Origin of the sequence: Neorhizobium turbinariae, from assembly GCF_023223505.1 — a bacterium.
Lineage (GTDB): Bacteria > Pseudomonadota > Alphaproteobacteria > Rhizobiales > Rhizobiaceae > Neorhizobium > Neorhizobium turbinariae.
On the sequence record NZ_JALPRY010000016.1, the window covers coordinates 78920 to 105052 of the forward strand.

Genomic DNA, 26133 nt, shown 5'->3' on the forward strand with positions numbered 1-26133 from the left:
GGACGTCATTTCGGCCGTTTTTCCTCCAGGAAGCTCAGCACCTCGGACGGCGGCACATCGTCCGCAATAAAGGACTGGCCGACACCGTGGGTCAGGATGAAGGTGAGCTTGCCGCCCTTTACCTTCTTGTCCTGCGCGATCGCATCGAGCAGCTTTTCCGTCGGCGGAAGTTCGCCCGGGATCTCACCCATCGTGGTTGGCAGGCCGACTTCCCGCAGATGCGCCTCGACGCGCTTGGCGTCATCCGGGCTTGCGAGGTTGAGGCGCGCGGAGAACTGGTGCGCCAGTACCATGCCGATCGCAACACCTTCGCCATGCACGAGGCGGCTGCTGTCATATTGCGTCGCCGCTTCCAGCGCATGGCCGAATGTATGGCCGAGGTTGAGAAGCGCGCGGCGGCCCGTCTCGCGCTCGTCTTCCACCACAACATCCGCCTTGGCCTGGCAACTGACGGCAATCGCCTCGATGCGCTCAGGCCCGCCCTCGAAAACCTTCTTCCAGTTCTTTTCCAGCCAGCCGAAGAAATCCGGCTTGTCGATCAGCCCATATTTGGCGACTTCCGCATAACCGGCGCGGAACTCCCGCTCCGAAAGGGAATCGAGCGCAGCACTATCTGCCAGGACGAGGTCGGGCTGGTGGAACACGCCAAGCAGGTTCTTGCCGTGGCGGGTGTTGATGCCGGTCTTGCCGCCGACGGAAGAGTCGACCTGCGCCAGCAGGGTCGTCGGGATCTGCACGAAGCGCACGCCGCGCCGCACGATGCCGGCGGCAAAGCCGGCAAGGTCGCCGATGACGCCGCCGCCAAGCGCGATCACCGCATCATTGCGCTCGATGCGCGCCGTCAGCACCATGTCGCAGACCGTCGACAGGTGTTCGAGGCTCTTGGTTTTTTCGCCCGCCGGCAGCGACAGCGACACCGCCTCGATACCGTCCGTCTGCAGGCTGTCCATCAAAGCTTCGAGATAATGCGCTCCGACATGTTCGTCGGTAACGATCGCCGCCCGGCGACCCTTCAGCCGCGAGGTGATCTCACCGCCTGCCCGGCCGATCAGGCCCGGCCCGATCAGGATGTCATAGGCGCGGCCTTCCAGCGGCACATGCACCAGGCGCTCGGCGGAGCGCTCGCTTGCACCTTCGGGTTTGGAAATGTTCATGACAGGCGACTTTCGTGATGCATGTCAGCCACGGCCGACAGGACGGAATTGGCCATGACATCCTTGCGGACATTGATGGAGGGCACCGTCAGGTCCGCTTCAGCATAGACCGGGTAACGCTGGATCATCAGGTTTTCCAGCGTCTGTCTGGGGTTTTCGGTCTTCAGCAAAGGCCGGTTGTCGCGCTTGCTGACCCGCTCCCAGAGGATGTCGAGATCGGCCTTCAGCCAGACCGAGATGGCGCCACTCGCCCTGATCTGCTTGCGGGTGTTTTCGTTGATGAAGGCGCCGCCGCCGGTGGAGATGACCTTGGGGCCGTTCCTCATGAGGCGCTCGATCACCCGGGTCTCAAGCGCCCGGAACTCCGTCTCGCCGTAGCTTGAAAAAAGCTCGGGGATGGTCATCCGCGAGACCTTCTCGATCTCGGCATCGGTATCGACGAAGGGGATGGAGAGGCTTTGGGCGACCAGTTTCCCGATCACCGATTTGCCGGCGCCCATGAGACCCACAAAGACCAGATTCCGCCTGCCAAGCACAGCGCGCGCCTGTTCGGCAACGGAGGTTAATGTTTCTGTCATTGTCGTGTCCCGTTTGAGGAAACGGTATCGACAAATGCTCCCGCAGCGTCAAGCCGTCGCAACCTTGAAAGGCAACAGGTGTTTGTTAGCTGTTGCCCTTCCGCCAAGGTTCGTCGATATAGTGCACCTCGTGCTGCGGAGTCTTGAATGCCCACCCTATTCCGTTTCTTGTTCGTCCTGGCGGTGATTGCCGGCATCATTTATGGAAGCATGGTGGCTCTCGTGATGCTGGTTGAGCCGCGTGAGCGGGATGTCACGGTGCGCATCCCTTCCGAGCGGTTGAACCCGGCGCCGGCGCAGTAACCACGGCGGAGGCCCATGGCCGATCTTTCCCGAGCGCATATCGAAGCATTCCTCGAGATGATGAGTGCCGAACGGGGTGCGGCCGGAAATACGCTTTCCTCCTACCAGCGTGACCTGGACGACCTGCATGGCTTCCTCGCGGGGCAGGATAAGTCGCCGCTCAATGCCAGCAGTACTGATCTTTCCGCCTATCTCGCGCATCTGAACAGCCAGGGGTTTGCGGCCTCCTCGCAGGCACGGCGGTTGTCTGCCATGCGGCAGTTCTACAAGTTCCTTTATGCCGAAGGCCTGCGCGGCGACGATCCGTCGTCTATCCTCGACGCCCCGAAGAAAAGCCGCTCCTTGCCCAAGACCATGAGCGAGGAGGATGTGACCCGCCTGCTGGAGCTGGCGGCTGCGGAAGCCTCGCAAGTTGGTTCTGACCAGTTGGCGCGCCTGCGAATGCACGCCCTGCTCGAGCTGCTCTATGCCACGGGCATGCGTGTCAGCGAGCTTGTGTCGCTGCCGGCCAAGGTGCTGGACCAGGAAGGCCGCTTCCTGATGATCCGCGGCAAGGGCAATAAGGAACGGCTCGTTCCGCTGTCGCGTTCGGCCATTGCGGCCATGAAAGCTTATGCGCAGGCGCGCACGGCAGCGATTGCGAAGACGGGAGACAGCCCCTGGCTCTTTCCATCATCGGGCAAGGAAGGCTATCTTCCGCGCCAGGTCTTTGCGCGGGACCTGAAGGCGCTCGCCGCCCGCGCGGGGCTCAAGACGACCGCAATCTCGCCGCACGTCATGCGGCACGCCTTTGCAAGCCATCTTCTTCAGAATGGCGCAGACCTTCGCGTGGTGCAGGAACTGCTTGGACATTCAGACATTTCAACGACGCAGATATATACCCATGTACTGGAAGAACGGCTGCGGGAGCTGGTGGAAACACATCACCCTCTTGCAAAACAGGCCAAAAACGCTGATTAGAGGCGCCAAGCTGAACGGGAACTCCGTGTTCCTGACTTAGAAATAACCGGAAACCGGACCTGATGCAGACTTATCTCGATTTCGAAAAGCCAATCTCCGACCTCGAGGCGAAGATCCATGAGCTGAAGAAGCTTGCATCCGAGGACGAGAGTATCGACACTTCGGACGAGATCAATCGCCTCGAAGGACGCGTTCGGGAAGCACAGCGGGAAATCTATTCCAAGCTCGGCGCCTGGGAAAAGACCCAGGTGGCGCGTCATCCGCAGCGCCCCCACTTCGTCGATTACGCCGCCGCTTTGTTCACGGATTTCACGCCGCTCGCTGGCGATCGCAACTTCGGTGAAGACGCTGCGATCCAGGCCGGCCTTGCACGTTTCAACGGCATGCCGGTCGCCGTCATGGGCCAGGAAAAGGGCTTCGACACCAAGACCCGTCTCAAGCACAACTTCGGCAGCCCGCGGCCGGAAGGCTACCGCAAGGCCATCCGCATCATGGAGATGGCGGACCGCTTCCATCTGCCGGTCATCTCGCTGATCGACACGGCCGGCGCCTATCCCGGCGTTGGCGCGGAAGAACGCGGCCAGGCGGAAGCCATCGCCCGCTCCACGGAAATGTGCCTTGGCATCAAGGTGCCGATGGTCTCGGTTGTCATTGGCGAAGGCGGCTCGGGCGGCGCGATCGCGATCGCCACCGGCAACCGCGTCTATATGCTCGAGCACTCGATCTATTCGGTCATCTCGCCGGAAGGTGCAGCATCGATCCTGTGGCGCGACTCCACCCGCGCCCGTGAAGCCGCAACCAACATGAAGATCACCGCGGAAGACCTGAAGGCGCTCGGCATCATCGACGACATCATCCCGGAACCCGTCGGCGGCGCCCATCGAGACCCCGCAACCGTGATCGCTGCTACCGGCAAGGTCGTTGAATCGGCGCTAAAGGACCTCAGCAGCCTGTCCGGCGAGGAAGTGCGTGCCGCACGTCGCCAGAAATTCCTGGACATCGGCCGCAACCTCTGACCAACCCAATTGCGGCCGATAGCCAAATTCGGCCACATTGCTGCATCAGTGAATCCACTGGCGGTCCGGCTGGACAGGCCGGCTTTAGCGGTTAAGAATATGTAAACACTGCCGCTTTAAATTTATGCCTGTACCGATTCCATTCGCCGTTCTAGTTCGTGTGGTCATCCGATGCGCCTGAAACACATCGCTCTTGCCCTTCTCGTCGCGACCGCCCTGACGGGCTGCAACGATACGCTCGATACAGCATCGATTGATCTGAAGAGCGTCAAGAACAAGGTCGAGCAGCCGCTGCCGTCCAAGATCCTGGCCGACATGCAGGCCAAGAACATGCCGCGCAACTCGCCGATCATGATCCGCATCTTCAAGGAAGAAGGTAAGCTGGAGATCTGGAAGGCGAAGGCGGACAACCGCTTCGACCTCATCAAGAGCTACGACATCTGCGCCTGGTCCGGCAAGCTCGGACCTAAGGTGAAGGAAGGCGACCGGCAGGCGCCCGAGGGCTTCTACAGCCTGACGCCGGCGCACCTGAACCCGAACTCGAAATATTATCTCGCCATCAACACCGGCTTCCCGAACCGCTATGACGCAGTGAACGGGCGCACCGGCTCCAACCTGATGATCCATGGCGCATGCTCGTCTTCGGGCTGCTATTCGATGACGGACGAGCAGGTGCTGGAAATCTACGCCTTTGCGCGTGATGCCTTCCGCGGCGGCCAGAGCTCGGTTCAGTTGCAGGCCTATCCGTTTCGCATGACGGCGGAAAACATGGCGCGCCATCGCGACAACCCGAACTACGACTTCTGGAAGATGATCAAGACGGGCTACGATCACTTCGAGGTCACCAAGCGCCCTCCGGAAGTGAACGTCTGCGAAAAGAAATACGTCTTCAACCAGCAGCTCAGCGGCAACGGCACCTTTGCCCCCGCCTCGGCTTGCCCGCCGACCCAGACGCCGCCGGCACTGGCTTCAGCCCTGACGTCCTACTCGAAGTCCTACGAACTTGCCTACCAGAAGGCGCTCGACAAGTACCAGGACAAGGTCTGGTATGAGCCGACCGAAGCCGAGCGCAAGGCGGTCGTCGCCAACAAGCGCAAGGGCCGTGATCTCGCTTACGCACCGACCGGCACCTCGCTCGAAGCAGGCAAGCTGATGAGCAAGGCCGAATTCGCGCAGATGATGGAAAAGCGGATGAACGGCGGCAAGGCGACGGGCGCACCGGCCAACAGCGTGATGCTGGCCTCGACCGCACCGTCCTCACCCCGCGCCACCTCTGCCGCAGAGCGCATGAAGCAGGACCGCCTGCCGGCAGCAGCAACGACCGCAAGCGTACCGGCGACTGTTGCAGACGCCCGCGGCCAGACGGTTGCCGTTCCGGTTCCGGCGCAAAACCCGCTTGCCTATTCGGCACCGGCTGCACCGGTCGCCGAACAGGCCAAGAAGCCGTTCTGGAAGTTCTGGAGCAAGGAATGACCGTTCCAGCCGAAGATCTTTATGATCTTCGCGGGCTCAAATGTCCTCTTCCCGTGTTGAAGACACGCCGGCGGCTGAAAGACCTGCCGAGCGGTTACCGTTTGACGATCGAAACGACTGACCCCCTTGCGGGGATCGATATTCCACATTTCTGCAACCAGGATGGCCACCAGCTTCTGCGGTCTGAAAAGACCGAGACCGGCCACCGTTTCCTGATCCAGAAGGCCTGACGCCTACATCTTGAGGCCCGGCACCGCCAGAGGGTTATCCTCGAGTGCGGCGCGATCCGGCCGGTCCACCCGCGGCTGGCCGGTAAAGGCGGCAAACAGGTCGGCCACGAAGCTTTCCGGCAGATCCTGCGTGATCAGCACCATCCGCGTCAGGCGATCCGCACCCTCCGGCCATTTCGGCAGGCGCTCCGGCTGGTGAAATACGCTCTGCACGCCGTGCAGCACGAGCGGCCGCTCCGGATTGTCCGACAGCGCCACGATCGCCTTCATGCGCAGCAGCTTTTCACCATGCGCGGTGCGCAGCAAGTCCACGAACATCTCGATGGCCATCGGATCGATCGGCTTGTCATGAACGAGCGAGAAGGAGCGGATGTTTTCGCCGTGGCGCGTCACATCATGATGATGATGATGGTGATGATCGTGCCCGTGATCATGGTCATGATGCCCGTCGTCGTGGTGATCATGATGGTGATGGTCGCTGACGATTTCCGCCTTCAGCCAGCGATCGACATCGGCGATCTTTGTCGCCGGGTCATAGAGCCCGTTCTGCAGGATGGCAGCACTGCCGGCTTCCGCCTTGTCGCCATCCACCCGCACCGCGCGCGGATTGAGCGCTTGCAACCGGTCATTCAGCGTTTCGACCGTCTGCGCATCGGCCAGCGACAGCTTCGAGATCACCAGGCGGTCGGCAACCGCGACCTGCTTCACCGCCTCCTTGTGGCGGTCGAGCGTTGATCCACCATGCACGGCATCGACCACCGTCACGACACCTTCCAGCTCGAAGTTCTGCGCGATGATCGGGTTGCCCATCACCGACTGCATCACGGGCGCCGGATCGGCGAGACCCGTCGTTTCGATCACCACCCGTTTGATCGGCTGCAGCCGGCCCGTCTGGATGCCGTCCATCATATAGGCCAGCGTATCAACCAGTTCGCCGCGAACGGTGCAGCAGAGGCAACCGTTGGAAAGCTCCACCAAGGCGTCGCCTGATGCCTCGACAAGGAAGTTGTCGATGCCGACCTCGCCGAACTCATTGATGATGACGGCGGTGCCGCTGGTCGCCGGATCCTTCAGGATGCGGTTGAGAAGCGTCGATTTACCCGCGCCGAGAAAACCGGTCAGGATGGAAACCGGGATCCGGCCTGAAACAGGTGACATTGTTGTTTCCAATCAGAAAGTCGGGCGCGGCTGCGGGATCGGAACCCGTGCAAGCCGCTTGTCGCCCTTGCCGGCCGAAACCGGTTCGCTGCCCGGGATGAGCCCTGCATAGCTGTAGACGGGCGGACGGGTCATCTCGTGGATATAAGGCGAGTGCATCACGGTGCGGCCGGCATCGTCGCGATTTTCACTGCGGATCTTGGCGGCCTTCGGATTGCAGATCTCGGCGCTCACGTCATTGACCTTGCTCGTGTCACCATAGGGGGCAAGCGCTGAGAACGGTACGCCGCTGTTCGGGTTGGTGGTCAGCCCCTGCTGCAGGAGGTTGGCCGAATCATCGGCACGCCCGGCAAGGCTGTCGGAGCCGAGCACGACGGAAATGACAGTGCGACCGTTGCGGGTGGCAGACGACACCTGGTTGAAGCCGGCGGCGCAGATAAACCCGGTCTTCATGCCGTCGGCGCCGTCGAAACGGCCGATCAGCGTATTGAAGTTCGGATACTGCTTGGAGCCGACATCGATGCCCTCAAGCGAAAAATAGCTCTGGTATTCCGGAAAATCCTGCTTGATCCTGAGCGCCAGCAAAGCCAGGTCCCGCGCCGTGGTGTATTGCCCCTTGCCCGGAAGCCCGTGCGGGTTGATGAAGCGCGTCGATGTCATGCCGAGCGCCTTCGCCTGGCTGTTCATCATCGCCACGAACTGGTCGTGCGAGCCGCCGACGGTCTCGGCAATCGCCACGGCGATGTCGTTTGCGGATTTCACCAGCAGGATCTTCAGGGCGCTGTCGACAGTGAGCTTCGAGCCCGGCTTGAAATAGGTCTTGCTCGCGGGCTCGGCGGCTGCCCGCTTGCTCATCGTAACCGGGCTGTCGAGCCGCAGCTTGCCGCTCTTCAACGCGTTGAAGGTGAGATAAGCCGTCATCAGCTTGGTGAGCGACGCCGGATACCATTTCAGGAAGGCGTCTTCATGCGCAAGAACCCTGCCCGTCTGTACATCGACGACCATTTTGGGATTGGCCGCTGCGGCTCCAGCCGAAAAGATGAGGCTGAGAGCGGAAACTGTGCAGATCGCTTGCGCAGTGCATGCGGAACGGAAGCCGGAGAACAGCAAGATATTTCCTCGTCGTCGGGGTTAACGAGTGTGGCGCATATGCGGCCTATATGGCCAAGCAATGGCAAAGAAGATTGATTACGTCAATCAGGGCAGGCAGTATCAGCCGATGACGAGATTCATAACCGTGTGATTGAGAATTACAGGAAAGATTATGCCAGTTTTGAACAGGGCTGCCGAACTCCAGGGTGAAGTGACGGAGTGGCGCAGACACCTTCACGAAAATCCGGAAATTCTTTACGAGGTCGAAAACACGGCCGCTTTCGTCGCCTCCAAGCTGAAAGAGTTCGGCGTCGATGAGGTTGTCACCGGTATCGGCCGCACCGGCGTCGTCGGCGTCATCCGCGGCAAGGGCCCCGGCAATCGCGTGATTGGCCTGCGCGCCGACATGGACGCCCTGCCGCTCAGCGAGATCACCGGCAAGCCCTGGTCATCCAAGATCGCCGGCAAGATGCATGCCTGCGGCCATGACGGGCATACCTCCATGCTGCTGGGTGCGGCGAAATACCTCGCCGAAACGCGCAACTTCAACGGCTCCGTTGCCGTCATCTTCCAGCCGGCCGAAGAAGGTGGCGCTGGCGCACTCGCGATGGTCGAAGACGGCATGATGGAGCGCTTCGGCATCGAGGAAGTCTACGGCATGCACAACATGCCGGGCATTCCGCTGGGACAGTTCGCGATCCGCAAGGGCGGCATCATGGCGGCCCCCGACCGCTTCACGATCGTCATCAAGGGGCACGGCGGCCATGCGGCACAGCCGCACAAGACGGTGGATCCCATCTTCATTGGTTCGCAGCTTGTCGGAAGCCTGCAGGCGATCGCCGGCCGCAATGCCGATCCCCTCCGCTCCGTGGTAGTTTCCGTCACCCGTTTCGATGCCGGCACGACGCACAACATCATCCCGGACGAGGCGACGCTGTGGGGCACGGTTCGCACCCATAACGAAGAAACCCGTGATCTCGCTGAAAACCGTCTTCGCCAGATCGTCGACGGGATCGTTGCCGCGCACGGGGCGGAAGCCACGATCGAATATCACCGCCAGTGCCCGGTTACCAGCAACCACGATCAGGAAACGGAGCATGCCATCAAGGCCGCAACGGACGTCGTGGGTGCCGCCAATGTCGACCCGGATGTAGATCCCAGCATGGCCGGCGAAGACTTTGCCTTCATGCTGAACAGCCGGCCGGGCGCCTTCATCTTCATCGGCAACGGCGACACCGCGCCCCTCCACAACCCGCGCTACGACTTCGAAGACGAGGCGATCTCCTACGGCATCTCGTACTGGGTGCGGCTGGTGGAACAGAGGCTCGCGGACTGACGGCCGGAAAACACTTGGCTTAAGCCGCCGGCTTTTGTATGGAAAGGCTCACGTGGTCCCATAGCTCAGCAGGATAGAGCGCAGGATTCCTAATCCTGAGGCCGTTGGTTCGACTCCAACTGGGATCACCACTTCTTTCCAAGCTCATCGGACGTAGCGAGCGACGCATTTAACCGTGTCGCTCCGTCGCCACGCGTTCCATCCTGAAGCCGAGGCCGATCAGGCGACCGGCGACGTGCGCCAGCAGCGGAAAGCGCGCGATGCCGCGGATGAAGGCGGGCGGACCCTTGCGCTTCTCGTCATCCGCCTCGTCGCTGCGCCGGCTGCTGCGCATCATCAGCTGAAGCTTCTGTGTCGCGCGGGTCGGGAAACTGCGACGTTTCTCAACCGCGGCAAGATGACTGTCCGACAGCCTACCTTCCCGCAACGGGGCCGAGAGGATATTCGCCGCCGCCACGGCATCCTGGATGGCCAGGTTCACGCCGACACCGCCAATCGGCGACATGGCATGCGCCGCATCACCAATGCAGAGGAGGCCGGGACGCCACCACTGCTTCAGTCGGTCGATCCGCACCGTCAGCAGGCTTGTATCGTCGAAGGATCGGGTCTCCTGCATCCGCTCGGCCGGCAACGGTGATACATCCACCACCATCTGCCGGAAGGCGTCGATGCCGCGCGCCCTGATCTGCGCAAAGGTCGTGCGGCGGATCACGAAACCGCACTGCCAGTAGTCGCCGCGGTCGATCAGAACAAAACCCTGCCGCGGGCCAGCATGGCCCATCACATCCGTCGGGTCCCCCGGCTGCTTGGACAGCTTCATCCACACCACCTCGCTTGGCGTGCCGAAGTTTTCGATTGTCAGCCGTGCCTTTTCCCGCACCACGGAATGTCGCCCGTCTGCACCAACGACGAGCCTGGAATGAATGCGAACGTCGCCATCGGGCGTGGCGACGGTGATGCCGCTCACCCTACCCGCCCCTTCCAGAACCTCGGTCACCTTCGCCTGCATGATCAGCCGGAAGTTCGGATATCGCCCCGCCTGCTCGGCGAGGAAGTTGAGGAAATCCCACTGCGGCATGAAGGCGATGAAGCGGTTGCGCACCGGCAGCCGCGAAAAATCCGCCATGGTTATCGTGCGGCCGCCCATCTCCGCTGTCAGTTTCGGCGCCCGCGTATGCGGCAACTGCAGGAACTGCTCGATCAGCCCGAGTTGGGACATGACTTCCAGCGTCGACGGATGGATCGTGTCACCACGGAAATCCCGCAGGAAGTCGGCGTGCTTTTCGACAACGACGACATTGACGCCCGCCCTTGCCAGGAGGAAGCCCAGCATCAAACCCCCGGGGCCCGCACCGGCAATCACGCATGTCGTCTCGATTGTTCTGCTCATCGCGTTATTTCACCTGTCCTGCGGCGCGCGTTCAAGCCGCACATGGTCGCACCCGTGGTTGATCCGCCATCGGTCTTGTGAGCGGGCGCTTTCGCTTGTAGACCGGACAAAGTTAGTGAAACGGAAGATAACATGGCCGAAACCGGCAGACGTCGCATCAGCATCCTGGGTTCCACCGGCTCGATTGGAGTCAACACACTCGATGTCGTGAACCAGCTTGGTACCAGGGAAGCCTTCGACGTCGTCGCAGTGACAGGCAATGCCAATGTTGCGCTTCTCGCCGAACAGGCAAGGACCAGCGGCGCAAAATTGGCCGTGACAGCTGATGAAAAATGTTATGCGGCGCTGAAGGAAGCGTTAGCCGGAACTGACATAGAAGTTGCCGCGGGGCGCGAGGCGCTGATCGAGGCCGCCTCGCGCGACGCGGATGTCGTGATGGCGGCGATCGTCGGCACCGCAGGGCTTGCTCCAACGCTGGCGGCCGCCAAACGCGGCGCCGATATCGCGCTCGCAAACAAGGAATGCCTCGTTTCCGCCGGCGAACTGTTCGTGAAGGCAGTAGCGGAAGGCGGCGGCAGGCTGATCCCGGTCGACAGCGAACACAGCGCGATCTTCCAGTGCCTGGAAGACAACCAGCACCACGCGGTGGAGCGAATCGTGCTGACGGCCTCCGGCGGGCCGTTCCGCACCTGGAGCCGGGAGCAGATGGCGGGCGTGACGGCCGATGTTGCTCGCGCCCATCCCAACTGGTCGATGGGCCTCAAGATCTCGATCGGCAGTGCCTCGATGTTCAACAAGGCGCTGGAGATGATCGAGGCAAAACACCTCTTCAACGTCGCGCCGGAGCAGATCGAGGTCATCGTCCACCCGCAGTCGGTGATCCATTCCATGGTGGGCTATCGCGACGGCTCGGTGCTGGCACAACTTGGCTGCCCGGACATGCGCACCGCCATCGGTTACGCGCTGACCTATCCGGAGCGGCCGCAGCTCAATGTCGAGCGGCTGGATTTCGCCAAGCTGGCCCGGCTCGATTTCGAGGCACCGGACGAGGTTCGTTTCCCCGCGCTTCGCCTGGCGCGCACGGCGTTGGAACGTGGTGGCGTGCAGGGTGCGGTGATGAACGCCGCCGAAGAAATCAGCTTCCACGCCTTCTGCGAGGGCCGCATCGGTTTCCTCCAGATGGCCGATATTGCCGAACAGGTCATGGACGACATGGTGGGCTACGGTGCGGCCGCGTCCATGGACGATGTTTTTGCCGCCGATGCGGAAGCCAGGCGCCGTGCCGGCGAACTGATCGCACAAAAAGAAATGGCCGCGTGAGCGGCCATTTTCCTTGAGGTAAGTGTAGTTAAGCCACGTGCCGCGCCAGAGCGCAGCGGGACCAGAGCTGGTGCAGCGAGCCGACCAGATGCTCGATATCGCCATCCGAATGCAGCGGCGTCGGCGTGATGCGCAGGCGTTCGGTCTTGCGCGGCACGGTCGGGTAGTTGATCGGCTGCACATAGATGTCGCAGGTGTCGAGCAGGATGTCCGAGATCCACTTGCACTTCGCCGCGTCGCCAACCATGACCGGGACGATGTGGCTGGGGTTATGCATGTGGGGAATGCCCTGCTTGTCGAGCATCGCGCGCAGCTTGCGCACACGATCCTGGTGGCGTGCCCGCTCGAAGGGGCTCGACTTCAGGTGGCGGATCGAAGCGATCGCACCGGCCGCAAGCGTCGGCGGCAGCGCCGTGGTGAAGATGAAGCCCGAGGCAAAGGAGCGGATGAAGTCGCACAGCGCGCTGGATGCTGCGATATAACCGCCCATCACGCCAAAGGCCTTGCCAAGCGTGCCCTCGATGATCGTGATCCGGTCCATCAGGCCTTCGCGCTCGGCAATCCCGCCACCGCGCGGGCCGTACATGCCAACGGCATGCACTTCATCGAGATAGGTCATCGCGCCGTACTTGTCGGCGAGGTCGCAGATTTCCTTGATCGGCGAGATATCGCCATCCATGGAATAAACGCTCTCGAACGCGATGAGCTTCGGCGCATTCGGATCGGCAGCCGCCAGCTTTGCTTCAAGATCGTTGAGGTCGTTGTGCTTCCAGATCACCCGCTCGCACTTGCCGTGGCGGATGCCTTCGATCATCGACGCGTGGTTCAGCGCATCCGAGAAGATGATGAGGCCCGGGATCTTCTGGCCGAGTGTTCCGAGCGTCGCCCAGTTGGACATGTAACCGGAATTGAAGATCAGGCCGGCTTCCTTGCCGTGCAGGTCGGCAAGTTCCTGTTCGAGAAGAACATGGTAGTGCGTGGTGCCAGAAATATTCCGGGTGCCTCCCGCACCCGCGCCACAGTGATCGATGGCTTCTTTCATCGCCTCGACCACGGCTGGATGCTGGCCCATGCCGAGATAATCGTTGGAACACCAGACCGTAACTTCGCGGGGACCATCGGGAGTATGCCGGGTGGCGCGCGGAAAATTGCCGCGATGCCGCTCGAGATCGGCGAACACTCGGTAACGGCCTTCGTTATGAAGACCATTCAGTTCGCTCTTAAAAAATGCCTCGAAATCCATTCTCACACTCCAGAAACCGCTCCGGTTTTGGGTTCAGTCGCGCGCCCCGTCAACCCCGCGGCACGTGAATAGACCTCACCTGCGGCAAAAGGCCCGCCTTTTTTGAACTATTCCAATGTGAGTTGTAGCGCCAGTGAAAATATCGGGAATTGATTTGCGTCAAGAGACGGGAGCTTTCGTCCGAAAGCGTCCCGCCCCTTGTCGATAAGCGAATCGCGTCAGCCGGCAGATGCCAGGGCGCGTTTGGCCATGACCTTCACCAGGTTCGCGCGATACTCAGCGCTGCCGTGCATGTCGGACAAGAGTTCCGAGGCATCGACGTTGATATGCGCGATGGACTGCGGCGACCAGTTGCCGGCCAGCGCCGCCTCCATGTCGCTTTGCCGGAAGACGCCGTTCGACCCGGCACCCGTCACCGCAACCCGAATGCCGGTGGCGGTCTTGGCGACGAAGACACCGGTCATGGCATAACGCGAGGCCGGATTGCTGAACTTGGCGTAGCCCGCCTTTTCCGGCGCATCGAAGGATACCGCGGTCACCATCTCGCCCTCCTCCAGCGCCGTCTCGAACAGGCCGGTGAAGAACTCGTCCGCCGACATCGACCGGCGATCGGTGACGATCGTCGCGCCAAGCCCAAGCATGCCGGCAGGATAATCGGCCGCCGGGTCGTTGTTGGCGATCGAGCCGCCGATCGTGCCCATGTGGCGCACGTGCGGATCACCGATATGGCCGGCAAGTTGGCAGATGGCGGGGCAAAGGGCCCGCAGTTCCGCATGACCGGCAACTTCGGCATGCGGCGTTGCTGCGCCAATCGTCACCCGCCGCCCCTCGATCCTGATCCCACGCAAGGTCGGGATGTGCCGCAGGTCGATCAGGTCGGTCGGCGCGGCAAGCCGCTGCTTCATGGTGGCGATCAGCGTCATGCCGCCGGAAAGGTAGCGCCCCTCCTCATGCGCACTGCGCATTTGCACTGCATCTTCAACGGAGGCAGCACGATGATAGCTTGTAGCGTACATTATCTTCCTCCTCAGTGAGCGGTCTGCAGCGCCTGCCAGACCTTCATCGGCGTGGCGGGCATGGTGAGCAGCCGATTGTGGCCGATCGCGTCGGTAATGGCGTTCATCAGCGCCGGCGGTGAACCGATCGCCCCGGCCTCACCGCAGCCCTTGATGCCGAGCGGGTTGCTTGGGCACGGCGTGTTCTGGTGCGAGAGCTTGAACGAAGGCAGGTCATCGGCGCGCGGCATCGCATAGTCCATGAAGCTGGCGGTCAGCAGCTGGCCGTTCGAGTCATACTGGACATTTTCCAGCAGCGCCTGGCCGATCCCCTGCGCCAGGCCGCCATGCACCTGGCCTTCGACGATCAGCGGGTTGATGATGTTGCCGAAGTCATCGGCTGCCACGAACTGGACGATCTCGGTCTTGCCCGTTTCCGGATCAACCTCGACCTCGGCAATGTAGCAGCCAGCCGGGAAGGTGAAGTTGGCCGGGTCGTAGAACGCGGTTTCCTTCAGGCCGGGCTCCATGCCCGACGGCAGGTTATGGGCGGTATAGGCGGCAAGCGCCACCTGGAACCAGGGCAGCGCCTTGTCGGTGCCGGCGACTTTCACCTCGCCGTTCTCGATCACGATGTCCTGTTCGTCGGCTTCCATCAGATGCGCGGCGATCTTCTTCGCCTTGGCTTCGACCTTGTCGAGCGCCTTGACGACAGCCGACATGCCGACCGCGCCGGAGCGCGACCCATAGGTGCCCATGCCCATCTGCACCTTGTCCGTGTCGCCATGGACGATATTGATGCTTTCGATCGGCACCCCGAGCCGCCCCGCGACAAGCTGCGCAAAGGTCGTTTCATGGCCCTGGCCGTGGCTGTGCGAGCCGGTAAGCACCTCGATCGTGCCGACGGCATTCACCCGCACTTCAGCCGATTCCCACAGGCCAACACCGGCACCGAGCGAGCCGACCGCCTGCGACGGCGCAATCCCGCAAGCCTCGATATAGCAGCTCATGCCGATGCCGCGCTTCTTGCCGCGGGCTTCAGCCTCCGCACGACGCGCTTCGAAACCGGCCCAGTCGGCCGCCTGCATGGCAGCATTGAGCGAGGCTTCGTAGTCACCGGCATCGTAGTTCATGATGACCGGCGTCTGGTACGGGAAGGTGCGGATGAAGTTCTTGCGCCGCAGTTCTGCTGGCGAGACGCCAAGTTCGCGTGCGGCCGTTTCCATCGTACGTTCGAGCAGATACGTCGCTTCCGGGCGGCCGGCCCCGCGATAGGCATCCACAGGAACGGTGTTGGTGTAGACGGTGCGGACATTCGCATGAATGGCCGGGATAGCATACTGGCCCGAAAGCAGCGTGGCATAAAGGTAGGTGGGCACGGCCGACGAGAACAGCGACATGTAGGCGCCAAGATTGGCGACCGTGTCGACCTTCAGCGCAGTGATGCGATTGTCGGCATCAAACGCCATCTTCACCTTGGAAAGGTGGTCGCGACCATGCGCATCCGTCAGGAAGGCCTCGGTGCGGTCGGAGACCCACTTTACCGGCACATTGGTTTTCTTGGATGCCCAGAGGCAGACGATTTCTTCCGGATAGATGTAGATCTTGGAGCCGAAGCCGCCGCCGACATCCGGCGCGATGACGCGCAGCTTGTTTTCTGGCGCCACATTATAGAAGGCGCTCATCACCAGCCGCGCCACATGCGGGTTCTGGCTGGTCGTGTAGCAGGTATAGTGGTCTTCGGCGCTGTCATAGATGCCGAGCGTGGCGCGCGGCTCCATCGGGTTGGGTGACAGCCGGTTGTTGTGGATCTCGATCTCGGTCACATGGGCCGCCGAGGCAATCGCCTGGTCAACCGCGCTCCCGTCGCCGATCTCCCAGTCATAGATGAGGTTGTTCGGCGCCTCCGGGTGGATCTGCGGTGCGCCGGGCGCCATGGCGGCAGCGGTGTCGGTCACGACCGGCAGTTCCTGATAATCGACCACGACTGCTTCGGCCGCATCGCGCGCTTCCGCGGAACTATCGGCAACGACGATCGCAACCGCGTCACCCACATAACGCACGGTATCCACCGCCAGCGGACGCCAGGCGCCCATCTTCATCGGCGAGCCGTCCTTGGAATGGATCATCCAGCCACAGATGAGGTTGCCAATGCCATCGTCCAGCAACTGCTTGCCGTCCAAGACGTCGATCACGCCAGGCATGGCCTTCGCGGCAGACACATCGATATTGGTGATCTTTGCATGGGCATGCGGGCTGCGCACGAAATAGGCGAATTTCATGCCGGGAACGGTCATATCGTCGGTGTAGCGGCCCTTGCCGGTGAGGAAGCGTTTGTCTTCCTTGCGGGCTACGCGGGCACCAATTCCTTCAACACCCATTTTCATCTCCTCCAGAAATGAGCGAATCTTGGTCAAGACGAGCGCGTTCAAGCATCAACCGGTCGGCGCGTGGCCGATCAGGATGCCGACACGCTGATCCTATTCAGCGGCCTGACGCCCGGCTGCCATTTCGGCATCGGCGGCAAGGACGGCCTTGACGATGTTGTGGTAGCCGGTGCAGCGACAGATATTGCCTTCGAGCCGGGCGCGGACCTTCTCTTCGGTAAGCGATCCGCCCTCGCGGTTGATGAGGTCCACGGCGGCCATCACCATGCCGGGCGTGCAGAAGCCGCATTGCAGTCCGTGATGTTCCTTGAACGCCGTCTGCACCGGATGCAGGTCGCCCTGGCCTGCGAGACCTTCGATCGTGGTGATGGTCGACCCGGAGGCCTGCACGGCAAGGATCGAGCAGCTTTTTACCGAACGTCCATCCATGTGGATGACGCAGGCACCGCATTGGGTTGTGTCGCACCCCACATGGGTGCCGGTAAGACCTAGTTTTTCTCGGATGAAATGAACGAGCAGCATGCGATCTTCGCACTCGCCGCTCATCGCGCGGCCATTCACGGTCAGCGTCACTTTCGTCATCGATGTCCTCCTCGTGTCCCTCCCGGACACGCCATCATCATTTGCTTTTTTGGCGGGCGGATCAACCACTACTTTCACAGGATTTTGCCGCCCCGCGTGGCCTGATCTTCAGGCCTCGAATGGCGCCGGGGATGGCTTTGGCGAAAATATCCGGCGCTAAAATATGGACTCTCGACCGCCGCGACCTATTGTTGCTGATAGCGGCTGCCATGGAACAGCCGACGGAAGGACTCCAGGAGGAATTCATGAAGAAATTTCTAGTGCTCTTGATGGTTGGCGGATCGCTGGCGAGCTGCACGGCGACCGAACAGGGTGCCGGCGTCGGCGCCGCATCAGGTGCCGTGATCGGCGGCTTGGCAACCGGCAACGTCCGCGGCGCAGCCGTTGGCGCGGCCATCGGCGGCGTGTCTGGCGCGGTAATCGGCTCCGTCGCCGAGCAGCCCGGCCAGTGCTACTACCGCGACCGTTACGGCCGCCGCTACATCGATAGCTGCCCGCGCCGTTACTGATCGATTATCAGCTTTAGCAGTACCCTGTGGCCCCGGAGCAAGCTCCGGGGCTTTTTCTTTGTGAAGTGACCCGGAGATCGGAAGAAGGGGTACCGTCTGGCCATAATTACGGCTAAGTAAGGCCCTTCGTGGAGCCAGGACGGGCGCCCGAACGAGGGTCTTTTATCAGTTTGCGTATGCAGAACGACAAAACCGGGCGGATAAACAAGCGCAAGCTGTGGGTGAACGCAGGCACTGCTGCATCGCTTGCCGCCCTCGTGTTGCTTTCGCCACCCCTCGCAACCGACGCCCATGCCTTCAAGATTTTCGGCATCACCCTGTTCGGTGATGATGAGGATGACGCGATCGAGGTCATCGACCCGGTACGTTATGATGCGACGCTCGATACCGGCGATGCCGACAAGGACCTCAAGGAACGGCTGGAGAATGCCGCCTCGCTGGTCAACGATGAGGAACAACCGGTTTCCGGCGACCTTGGCGTTGTCATCAAGGCGCGCGAAGACCGCGAACGCCTGATTGCGGTGCTCTACGAAGAGGCGCGCTATGGCGGAACAGTGCAGATCTCGGTGGCCGGTACCGACATCGACAGCCTGCCGCCCAACCCGACTTTCGATCATTCCCGGCCCGTGCCCGTGACGGTCCGTGTCGATCCGGGCCCGGTCTTTGCGCTCGGTGCCGTCAAGATGAATGGCGATGCCGCCCGCAAGAACCCGGAGGACTACGATCTCGAACTCGGCGAAAAGGCCGGATCGCGGCTCATCCTGAAAGCCGGTGAGCAGGTCGTCGTCGACCTCAAGAAGGAAGGCCGCCCGCTTGCAAAGCTGACCGAGCGCGAGGTGACGGCCGATCACCGCACCACGACGGTTGATGTGACGCTCGGCGCGGTCGGTGGACCAGTCGCGCCCTTCGGCGCGGTTGCGGTAAAGGGTGCCAAGACCGTCGATCCCAACTTCATCAGCCGGTATTCGCGGCTCGACAAAGGCGGGCGCTATTCACCCGAACAGTTGAAGAAGGCCAATGACCGGTTGCGCGAACTCGGCGTCTTCTCGAGCGTCACGATCCGCGAGGCGGAAGCGCTGGCGCCGGATGGCTCGCTGCCGCTGACGATCGAGATTTCGGAAGGCAAGCACCGTTACTTCGGCGTCGGCGCAGAGTTTTCCTCCATCGATGGCGCCGGCCTGCAAGGTTACTGGGGTCATCGCAACCTGTTCGGCCAAGCGGAATCGCTGCGGATCGAGGGCAAGGTCTCCGGCATCGGCGCGACCACAGATGTGACGACCTATGACTATTCCGCCGGCATCATCTTTACCAAGCCGGGCTTCCCCGTACCTGAGTCCACCTTTGAATCGCGACTGGAAGCCAAGAGCGAATCGCCGGACGCCTATGACGCGCAGACAATCATCTATTCGGCGAACCTTGCATACGAGCTGAACGACACCGACAAGCTCAAGGGTGGCGGTGAGATCGCCTATACCAGCACCGAAGACGCCTTCGGCAAGAACCAGTACCTGACGCTGAGCCTCCCGGTTTCCTTCGAGCGCGACGCGCGCGACAACAAGCTCGATCCGACCGAAGGTTATTATGCGACGCTGTCGGCCAAGCCGAGCTACGAGACACTCGAAGGCACGATCTTCTCCTCCTTCGAAGGGTCGATCTCGGGCTATCTCGGTCTTGGCGAGGAAAACCGGGTGGTGCTGGCGGGACGGCTTGCAGCCGGCACGCTCATCGGCGGTGATGACCTGGAAAGCATCCCCGCAACACGTCGGTTCTTTGCCGGCGGTGGCGGATCTGTCCGCGGGTATGCCTATCGGGAAATTTCGCCCTATAATAGTGAAGACGAGGCCACAGGCGGACGTTCTTATGCACTGGGTTCATTCGAAGTGCGGCTAAAAGTGACAGAAAACATTGGCGTAGTACCTTTTATTGACGTTGGTACGGTGTCGACCGAAATCACGCCTGATTTTTCTGATATACGTGCTGGAGCTGGGGTTGGCATCCGCTATGCCACACCATTCGGACCGCTGAGACTGGACGTTGCGCTTCCGCTGCAGCGCTACGACGGTGGCAGCCAGTACGGTATTTATGCAGGCATCGGGCAGGCATTCTAAGGCAAGAGGTAATTGACCGGCATGACGCTGATGCTTCGCCTGCTGAAGGGGATTTTGAAGGCTGCGATAAGCGTGGTCGCGGTCCTGTTCGTCATGGCGCTGGGCGTCGTGCTGTTCGTGGCACTGACGCCGGTGGGCGGCCGTGTTGCCGCAGAACGCGTCTCGGCGATCGTCTCGACGCCGGATCGCAAGGTCACCTTCTCGCGGCCGGAAGGGCTGCTGACGGGCGACCTGCGCCTCGACCAGCTGACGCTGTCGGATGACGAAGGTCCCTACGCAGAAATCTCAGGCATCAACATCGATTGGTCGCCGACCTCGTTGATTGGCGGCGTCTTCAAGGCGGATCATGTTTCGGCAGAAACGGTGAACTTCATCCGCCCGCCGAAGCCATCGACCACCCCTACCCCGCCGGGCGACGACTCTGATTCCGGCGGATCGCCGCTGCCCGTCGGCATCCGTGTCGCCCAGATCGACCTGCCGGACATCAACCTGTCGCAAGCGCTGTCGGGCCGCGATTTCGCGCTCTCCCTGAAGGGCTCGATCGATGCGACCGGGCCCGACATCTCGCTCGACCTGCAGGCGACCCGCAAGGATGAGCCGGACGCGCGCGCCTCCGCAGACATTCTGTATGCGCCCTCGGCCAATCGCCTGACGCTGAAGGCCGCGGTCTCCGAACCCGAAGGTGGTCTTCTCGCCCGGCTGCTGCGCCTGCCCAACGCCCCGGCGGTGGAACTGGCGCTCGATGGCGAAGGCCCGCTGTCAGACTGGGCCGGCAAGCTGATCGGCAGCGTCGGCGGCACCCAGGTCATCGACGTCACCGGCCGCCACCTGCTCGTCCAGAACGACCGGCATCGCATGGAAGTCACGGGCGGCGGCCAGCTGGCAACGCTGCTTCCGCCCGCTTTCCGCCCGCTGTTTGAGGGCACGACCGACATCGACATGGCGGCGGTCTACGCCCCGTCCGGCCGCATCGACATCGAGCGCGGTGAGCTTGCGTCCGGCGCCGTACGCCTCTCGGCCAAGGGCGCCTGGGATCCAACCGGCGACAACAGCCTGATGGCAAGCCTCGCCGGCACCAATGGCCCGGTCGACCTCATCTGGCCCGTCAGTGGCGAAGAAAGCCGCTTCTCCATCGAGAGCGTCAACTTCACGCTCACCGGGGCGGCAGCCTCGGCGCGGTTCAATGCCACCGCCGCCTTGAGCGCCGCCCAGATCCCGCAGGGCCGCTTCAACCAGATCCGCCTCCAGGCCGAGAGCGAGGACCTCAACCTCGTTTCGCGTTCGGGCAGCATCCGCAGCCGCTTCACCGTTGGCCGTACCGATTTCACCGACGACAATCTGGATCGGGTCATCCGCGGGCCTGTGACGCTTGACGCACCGCTGCGGCTTGCGCCGCCCGCGATCGGTCTGGACGCCGCCACCTTCGACAGCCAGAGTGTCAACGGCACCGTCTCGGGCGCCTACGACACCTCGAAGCAGGCAATCACCGGCAATTTCCGCGTCTTTGCCAATCCGAGCGTGTTGCCGCCGTCGCTGGCGCCGAAGTTCGAAGGCAAGCTTTCCGCAGAAGGTTATGTGAACGTCGTCACCGGCGGACGCATGGCGCTTGAGAACTTCGTCATGCGGTCGAACGCGGTCGAGGCGCACGGCAACATCCTCTATGAAAAGGAAGCGGTCACCGGTCGACTTGCCGGTCGCATGCCGGACCTGAAGCGCTGGCTGCCGGAAGCCGAAGGTGCTGCCGGCTTCGACATCAATGCCAAGGGCCCGCTCAGTGCGCTCGACGTGAAGGCGGTCATCAATTCCGCCGAAGCACGCCTCGCCGGCCGCCGCCTCGAAGACTTGAGTGTTGTCGTGGACGGCACCGCCGATCCGAATGCGCCAAAGGGCAAGTTGACTGCCACCGGTTCGCTCGACAGCCAACCGATCAAGATCGACGCCGATGTGGAATCCGCGGAAGGCAAGACCGCCGTGCCGGCCATCATTGTCGAGGTCGGTCCGAACAAGCTGAACGGCAACCTGAACTTCTCGCCGGACTTCCTGCCGCAGGGCGAACTGACCTTCGACTTCCCGGACATCTCGCTGCTGGCAGCGCTCGCCGCACAGCAGGCGCAGGGTGACCTCAAGGGCACCGTCCTGCTGAACAACAGCGATGGCAAGGCCGGCGCCGTGGTTCGCGCCTCCGGCAGCGGCATCAAGCGCGGCACGATTGAGATTGCCCAGCCGAACATCGATCTCGCGATACCCGATATCAAGGCGATCGCCGCCGAAGGCACGGTGCGCGCAGCGCGCATCGGCGCCGGCTCGGTTGGCCTCAACGACCTGAAGCTCGACGTCAACCATGGCGGCAACCGGACAGCGTTCAACCTTGCCGCACAATATGACAATGCGCCGCTGACGGCCGTTGGTGATGTGACAAGCGGAGAAGAACTTTCGGTCGGCATCGAGAGCTTTGCCGCCAACCCGCGCAACATTCCGATCCGCCTTGCCGCACCGACGAGGATAGCCATCGTCGATGGAGGGGCCCGGCTCGCAGGACTGACGCTCGCCACCGGTTCTGGCAGCGTTTCCGTCGATGGTAGCGCCGGCTCGACGCTTGATCTCGTGGCCAACATCCGGTCCCTCCCGGCAAGCCTCCTCAACACCTTCGTGCCTGCCATGAATGCGGCAGGCGCCATTTCCGGTACGATCACCGCAACCGGAACCCCATCGGCCCCGGCCGTCAAATATGATTTGGAATGGAGTGATGCACAGCTTCGCCAGACGCGCGATGCTGGCATCGATCCGTTTCGCCTCCAGGCAAGCGGCAGTTTCACCGAAGGTACGCTTGCACTTGAAAACACCCGCCTCAGCGGATCAGGCGGGCTAGATTTCACCGCCACCGGCCGCGTACTCCTGAAGGATGGCGTGCCGGCGCTTGATATCGACGCACGCGCCAATGCCATTCCCGCAAGCCTGGTCAACGCCTTTGCGCCGGCAGTCGGCGCACGCGGCACGATCTCCGGAACGGTGACCGCGACCGGCACGCCGGAAGCCCCGGCCGTGCGTTACGACCTACGCTGGGCGGACGCGGGCGTCGCGCAAACCGCATCCGTCGGTCTGGCCTCAGTCGATGTCACTGCCAAGGGCACGTTCCAGAACGGTACCGTCACCGTCGACACGCGTGTGTCCGGTGGAGGCGGTATCTCGCTTTCCGGCGGTGGTTCCGTCGCGCTTGCCGGCGCACGGGCGCTGAACCTCAAGTTCAACGGCAACCTGCCCTTCTCCATCATCGCCGGGCAACTGGCGGCGCAAGGCCTGATCCTGGAAGGCACGGGGACCGTGGATGTTGCGATCGGCGGCACGGTGGCAGCCCCCGCCATCACCGGTACGGCATCCGCGTCCGGCGCAAGGCTCGTGGATGTAAAGCGCAATCTTGCCCTCACCGATCTTGCCGCCAACGTCGCCTTCGATGGCCAGACCGCCAACATCTCCCGCCTGTCCGGCAAGCTTTCGGGCGGCGGAACTGTCTCCGCGCAAGGCACCATTGGCATCGGCTCAGGCTTCCCCGCTGACCTGAGGATCACGCTTGCACAGGCGGTTTATGCCGACGGCAACATCTTTGCCGCGACCGCGGACGGGGCGCTGACGGTAACCGGTCCCCTGATGGCCGGCCCTGTCGTGGGCGGCACCGTCACGCTCACCAAAGCTGCCATCACCGTGCCGGCGCGCCTGCCGACATCGCTTGCCGAAGTCAACGTTCGTCACAAGAACCCACCGCCAAAGGTGGCGCGCCAGATCAAGGTGCTGCAACCGGAAAAGGCGGAAGGCACGTCCGAGCCGATCGCGCTCAACCTCACCGTTCGCGCGCCAAACGGCATTTTCGTGCGCGGTCGCGGTATCGATGCCGAACTCGGTGGCAACCTCACCATCACCGGCAATGCGCAGGCTCCGATCGTGGCCGGCGGCTTCGAGATGCGCCGCGGTCGCCTGGTCATCCTGTCAAAACGCCTCGATTTCACCAGCGGCGACATCACCTTTGGGGGCGGCTTGATCCCTGTCTTGAACATGGAAGCCACCACCACCTCGGCGCAGACGACCATTATCGTCAAGGTCACGGGCGTCGCCAACGACCCGACGATTTCCTTCTCGTCTGCCCCTGCCCTGCCGCAGGACGAAGTGCTTGCACGACTGATCTTCGGCCAGTCCATGTCGCGCCTGTCGCCGCTGCAGATCGCCCAACTCGCCGATGCCGTCAGCCAGCTGGCGGGCGGTGGCTCCACCTCGCTGCTCGAGACGCTGCGCAGCAATCTCGGCGTCGACGACCTCGACATCAAGACCGACGATACCGGCCAGACCAGCGTTTCCGTTGGCCGTTACCTCAACAAGCGGACCTATCTGCAGCTGGAGCAGGGCGGCACTGACGGCGCACGGGCGACCATCAATCTCGATGTCGGCCGCGGCGTGAAGCTGAAGGCGGGTGCGGGCACCGAAGGTGGCACCGCCGGCATCTTCTACGAGCGCGAATACTGATTTTACCCGCAATAAGCATCTGGAGAATGCCATGACGTCCATGGACATCACGTTGATCGGCGTGCCGCTTGAAGAAGGCGCAGGACGCGGCGGTTGTGCCATGGGCCCGGCTGCCTTCCGTCTCGCCGGCATCCGCAAGGCGCTGGAAGAACTCGGCTTCACCGTGACAGACCGCGGTGACCTGCGTCCGGAGCCGGCAAGCGATCTTTCCGATCGTCCGGAAGCCAAGAACCTTCCGGTTGTCGCTGGGTTCGTGCGGTCGCTGGAAGACAGCATGTACCAGGCTGCCAGGAACGGTGGCATCCCGATCGCGCTTGGCGGCGACCACAGCCTGTCGATGGGCAGCGTTTCCGGCATGGCGCGTTACGCCGCCGAAGTCGACCGCCCGCTGTTCGTCCTGTGGCTGGATGCGCATGCTGATTTCAACACGCCGGAAACCTCGCCATCGGGCAATATCCACGGCATGCCGGTTGCCTTCTTCTCCGGCAAAGCCGAACTTGGCACCATTCTTCCGACCGATCGCCCGCTGGTCTCCCCCTCCAACGTCTTCCAGGTCGGCATCCGCTCGGTGGACGAGATCGAACGCAAGCTCATCGCCGAGAACGGCGTCAATGTCTTCGACATGCGCGCCATCGATGAATTCGGCCTCGCCGCCATCATGCGACAGGTCATCCAGAAGGTCACAGAGGCCAACGGTCTCCTGCATGTGAGCCTCGATGTCGACTTCCTTGACCCGGACATCGCGCCTGGCGTCGGCACCACGGTGCCCGGCGGCGCCACCTTCCGCGAAGCGCACCTCATCATGGAAATGCTGCACGACACCGGTCTGGTGACTTCGCTCGATCTCGTCGAGCTCAACCCCTTCCTGGACGATCGCGGTCGCAGCGCACGCATCATGGTGGAACTGACGGCAAGCCTGTTCGGCCGCCGTGTCCTCGACCGCCCGACCCGTTCGGCCTGATTTCTAGAGATACTGGTTGTTCCCTACATCGCCCGCCTACGGGCGATGATTTAGATTTGCGCAATACTCTTCGCCTATGATCCCACGGCGCGACCTGCTGCACCATGTGCTGCATGGAGGTTGTGCGAACACTCACGGGCTACGGTCGGCCGCCACATCCAGTGCCGCCACCGCACAGGCAGCGGATAGTTGGGAACACCTTGATGGAATCGACGACGACCAATCCTACGAACTACAGCGAAGAAAACCTCGAAATCATCGCCTTCCGGCTTCATGATCAGGAATTCTGCGTCAAGACCACAACAATCCGCGAAATCCGCGGCTGGGCTCCGTCGACCCCGCTTCCCCATGCACCAGCCGATGTCATCGGCGTCATGAACCTGCGCGGCTCGGTTATCCCGATCATCGACCTTGCCTACAAGCTCGGCATGAAGAGCACCGTTGCCAACGAGCGCAGCGCCATCGTGGTTGCGGAAGTGCACAACATGGTCATCGGTATGCTGGTCGACCGCGTCTCCGACATCCTCACCATTCCGTCGAGCCAGGTTCAGCCTGTTCCGGAAGTCTCCGCATCCTTCGACAAGTCATTCTCGGAAGGCATCATCGCCAATGAAAACGGCATGATCTGCTTCCTGAACCTCGCCAAGATGTTCAAGGGCTCCGAAGCAGAAGACCTCGCAGCTTAAACATCCCTGCACCGCAGACCTCGAAGCGCCGCCCGAACCTAAACGGGCGGCGTTTTTATTTACCAACCTCCACGCGAATTGATTTCTGCTAATATTATGATGTTGTTTAAAGCAGTTGTTAATTCTTGGCTGCGGTAATT

The 26133-nt window shown here is 62.1% G+C and carries 21 protein-coding genes and 1 tRNA gene; 13 read left to right on the plus strand and 9 right to left on the minus strand.

The genetic code is table 11. The features are described from left to right. Positions 1-5: 5 nt before the first annotated feature. Positions 6-1154, minus strand: coding sequence for a 3-dehydroquinate synthase (gene aroB, locus M0654_RS14735; protein WP_248683771.1), 1149 nt, complete (start codon positions 1152-1154; stop codon positions 6-8). Beyond that, positions 1151-1732 (minus strand): shikimate kinase, encoded by a 582-nt coding sequence (locus M0654_RS14740; protein ID WP_248683772.1) that lies wholly within the window; start codon positions 1730-1732, stop codon positions 1151-1153. Before M0654_RS14740 ends, aroB begins: the two co-directional genes overlap by 4 nt. A gap of 147 nt (positions 1733-1879) precedes the next feature. Between M0654_RS14740 and M0654_RS14745 the strand changes: the two genes are divergently transcribed. From M0654_RS14745 to M0654_RS14765, 5 genes are all read left to right on the plus strand, one after another. After that, positions 1880-2035 carry a hypothetical protein gene (locus tag M0654_RS14745; protein WP_118850784.1) on the plus strand — a complete coding sequence of 52 codons (156 nt, stop codon included), beginning with the start codon at positions 1880-1882 and terminating at the stop codon, positions 2033-2035. 15 nt (positions 2036-2050) lie between these two features. Further along, complete coding sequence (xerD, locus tag M0654_RS14750; RefSeq protein WP_248683773.1) at positions 2051-2995, plus strand: site-specific tyrosine recombinase XerD; 945 nt, start codon at positions 2051-2053, stop codon at positions 2993-2995. Positions 2996-3057: 62 nt separating this feature from the next. After that, entirely contained in the window at positions 3058-4011 is a 954-nt protein-coding gene (locus M0654_RS14755) for an acetyl-CoA carboxylase carboxyltransferase subunit alpha (protein ID WP_118850786.1), read from the plus strand. Positions 4012-4182: 171 nt separating this feature from the next. Further along, entirely contained in the window at positions 4183-5484 is a 1302-nt protein-coding gene (locus M0654_RS14760) for a L,D-transpeptidase family protein (protein ID WP_248683774.1), read from the plus strand. Further along, positions 5481-5714 (plus strand): sulfurtransferase TusA family protein, encoded by a 234-nt coding sequence (locus tag M0654_RS14765; RefSeq protein ID WP_118850788.1) that lies wholly within the window; start codon positions 5481-5483, stop codon positions 5712-5714. The genes M0654_RS14760 and M0654_RS14765 overlap by 4 nt, the downstream gene beginning before the upstream one ends. A 3-nt stretch (positions 5715-5717) precedes the next feature. Here M0654_RS14765 and M0654_RS14770 read toward each other — a convergent pair whose 3' ends face one another. Continuing rightward, a complete protein-coding gene (locus tag M0654_RS14770; protein WP_248683775.1) occupies positions 5718-6872 on the minus strand; it encodes a CobW family GTP-binding protein in 1155 nt (384 codons plus the stop codon). Positions 6873-6884: 12 nt separating this feature from the next. Continuing rightward, on the minus strand, positions 6885-7982 hold the full coding sequence (locus M0654_RS14775; RefSeq protein WP_390920376.1) for a D-alanyl-D-alanine carboxypeptidase family protein: 1098 nt from the start codon (positions 7980-7982) through the stop codon (positions 6885-6887). A 154-nt stretch (positions 7983-8136) separates the two neighbouring features. Between M0654_RS14775 and M0654_RS14780 the strand changes: the two genes are divergently transcribed. Then, a complete protein-coding gene (locus tag M0654_RS14780; protein ID WP_248683776.1) occupies positions 8137-9300 on the plus strand; it encodes a M20 aminoacylase family protein in 1164 nt (387 codons plus the stop codon). 54 nt (positions 9301-9354) lie between these two features. Further along, positions 9355-9431, plus strand: a tRNA-Arg gene (locus tag M0654_RS14785). A gap of 38 nt (positions 9432-9469) precedes the next feature. Here the strand turns inward: M0654_RS14785 and M0654_RS14790 are convergent. After that, a complete protein-coding gene (locus tag M0654_RS14790; RefSeq protein WP_248683777.1) occupies positions 9470-10690 on the minus strand; it encodes an FAD-dependent oxidoreductase in 1221 nt (406 codons plus the stop codon). A gap of 132 nt (positions 10691-10822) precedes the next feature. Here M0654_RS14790 and dxr point away from each other — a divergent pair, with 132 nt between their 5' ends. Next, the gene (gene dxr, locus M0654_RS14795) at positions 10823-12010 is read left to right on the plus strand and encodes a 1-deoxy-D-xylulose-5-phosphate reductoisomerase (RefSeq protein WP_248683778.1); all 1188 of its coding nucleotides are present in this window, start codon (positions 10823-10825) and stop codon (positions 12008-12010) included. 28 nt (positions 12011-12038) lie between these two features. Here the strand turns inward: dxr and hemA are convergent, their stop codons facing one another. The 4 genes from hemA to M0654_RS14815 form a co-directional block, all read right to left on the minus strand. Then, on the minus strand, positions 12039-13253 hold the full coding sequence (hemA, locus tag M0654_RS14800; protein WP_248683779.1) for a 5-aminolevulinate synthase: 1215 nt from the start codon (positions 13251-13253) through the stop codon (positions 12039-12041). 218 nt (positions 13254-13471) lie between these two features. Next, positions 13472-14269 (minus strand): FAD binding domain-containing protein, encoded by a 798-nt coding sequence (locus tag M0654_RS14805; protein ID WP_248683780.1) that lies wholly within the window; start codon positions 14267-14269, stop codon positions 13472-13474. Between the two features lie 11 nt (positions 14270-14280). Further along, complete coding sequence (locus M0654_RS14810) at positions 14281-16629, minus strand: xanthine dehydrogenase family protein molybdopterin-binding subunit (RefSeq protein WP_248683781.1); 2349 nt, start codon at positions 16627-16629, stop codon at positions 14281-14283. Positions 16630-16728: 99 nt separating this feature from the next. Next, positions 16729-17217: a (2Fe-2S)-binding protein gene (locus M0654_RS14815; protein ID WP_248683782.1), complete on the minus strand. Its 489-nt coding sequence runs from the start codon at positions 17215-17217 to the stop codon at positions 16729-16731. A gap of 245 nt (positions 17218-17462) precedes the next feature. Here M0654_RS14815 and M0654_RS14820 point away from each other — a divergent pair, with 245 nt between their 5' ends. The 5 genes from M0654_RS14820 (at position 17463) to M0654_RS14840 (ending at position 25993) form a co-directional block, all read left to right on the plus strand. Beyond that, positions 17463-17726 (plus strand): glycine zipper domain-containing protein, encoded by a 264-nt coding sequence (locus tag M0654_RS14820; RefSeq protein ID WP_118851656.1) that lies wholly within the window; start codon positions 17463-17465, stop codon positions 17724-17726. 176 nt (positions 17727-17902) lie between these two features. Beyond that, positions 17903-19834, plus strand: a complete 1932-nt coding sequence (locus M0654_RS14825; RefSeq protein WP_248683783.1) for an autotransporter assembly complex protein TamA — start codon at positions 17903-17905, stop codon at positions 19832-19834. A gap of 21 nt (positions 19835-19855) precedes the next feature. Then, positions 19856-24346, plus strand: a complete 4491-nt coding sequence (locus M0654_RS14830; RefSeq protein ID WP_248683784.1) for a translocation/assembly module TamB domain-containing protein — start codon at positions 19856-19858, stop codon at positions 24344-24346. Between the two features lie 31 nt (positions 24347-24377). After that, positions 24378-25307: an arginase gene (gene rocF, locus M0654_RS14835; protein ID WP_248683785.1), complete on the plus strand. Its 930-nt coding sequence runs from the start codon at positions 24378-24380 to the stop codon at positions 25305-25307. Between the two features lie 203 nt (positions 25308-25510). Then, positions 25511-25993: a chemotaxis protein CheW gene (locus M0654_RS14840; protein WP_118850848.1), complete on the plus strand. Its 483-nt coding sequence runs from the start codon at positions 25511-25513 to the stop codon at positions 25991-25993. Positions 25994-26133 lie beyond the last annotated feature (140 nt).

Bases quoted from the DNA above. Each gene is read 5' to 3' on its own strand.
- aroB (WP_248683771.1), bottom strand. From the start codon at position 1,154: ATGAACATTTCCAAACCCGAAGGTGCAAGCGAGCGCTCCGCCGAGCGC.
- M0654_RS14740 (WP_248683772.1), bottom strand. From the start codon at position 1,732: ATGACAGAAACATTAACCTCCGTTGCCGAACAGGCGCGCGCTGTGCTT.
- M0654_RS14745 (WP_118850784.1), top strand. From the start codon at position 1,880: ATGCCCACCCTATTCCGTTTCTTGTTCGTCCTGGCGGTGATTGCCGGC.
- xerD (WP_248683773.1), top strand. From the start codon at position 2,051: ATGGCCGATCTTTCCCGAGCGCATATCGAAGCATTCCTCGAGATGATG.
- M0654_RS14755 (WP_118850786.1), top strand. From the start codon at position 3,058: ATGCAGACTTATCTCGATTTCGAAAAGCCAATCTCCGACCTCGAGGCG.
- M0654_RS14760 (WP_248683774.1), top strand. From the start codon at position 4,183: ATGCGCCTGAAACACATCGCTCTTGCCCTTCTCGTCGCGACCGCCCTG.
- M0654_RS14765 (WP_118850788.1), top strand. From the start codon at position 5,481: ATGACCGTTCCAGCCGAAGATCTTTATGATCTTCGCGGGCTCAAATGT.
- M0654_RS14770 (WP_248683775.1), bottom strand. From the start codon at position 6,872: ATGTCACCTGTTTCAGGCCGGATCCCGGTTTCCATCCTGACCGGTTTT.
- M0654_RS14780 (WP_248683776.1), top strand. From the start codon at position 8,137: ATGCCAGTTTTGAACAGGGCTGCCGAACTCCAGGGTGAAGTGACGGAG.
- M0654_RS14790 (WP_248683777.1), bottom strand. From the start codon at position 10,690: ATGAGCAGAACAATCGAGACGACATGCGTGATTGCCGGTGCGGGCCCC.
- dxr (WP_248683778.1), top strand. From the start codon at position 10,823: ATGGCCGAAACCGGCAGACGTCGCATCAGCATCCTGGGTTCCACCGGC.
- hemA (WP_248683779.1), bottom strand. From the start codon at position 13,253: ATGGATTTCGAGGCATTTTTTAAGAGCGAACTGAATGGTCTTCATAAC.
- M0654_RS14805 (WP_248683780.1), bottom strand. From the start codon at position 14,269: ATGTACGCTACAAGCTATCATCGTGCTGCCTCCGTTGAAGATGCAGTG.
- M0654_RS14810 (WP_248683781.1), bottom strand. From the start codon at position 16,629: ATGGGTGTTGAAGGAATTGGTGCCCGCGTAGCCCGCAAGGAAGACAAA.
- M0654_RS14815 (WP_248683782.1), bottom strand. From the start codon at position 17,217: ATGACGAAAGTGACGCTGACCGTGAATGGCCGCGCGATGAGCGGCGAG.
- M0654_RS14820 (WP_118851656.1), top strand. From the start codon at position 17,463: ATGAAGAAATTTCTAGTGCTCTTGATGGTTGGCGGATCGCTGGCGAGC.
- M0654_RS14825 (WP_248683783.1), top strand. From the start codon at position 17,903: ATGCAGAACGACAAAACCGGGCGGATAAACAAGCGCAAGCTGTGGGTG.
- M0654_RS14830 (WP_248683784.1), top strand. From the start codon at position 19,856: ATGACGCTGATGCTTCGCCTGCTGAAGGGGATTTTGAAGGCTGCGATA.
- rocF (WP_248683785.1), top strand. From the start codon at position 24,378: ATGACGTCCATGGACATCACGTTGATCGGCGTGCCGCTTGAAGAAGGC.
- M0654_RS14840 (WP_118850848.1), top strand. From the start codon at position 25,511: ATGGAATCGACGACGACCAATCCTACGAACTACAGCGAAGAAAACCTC.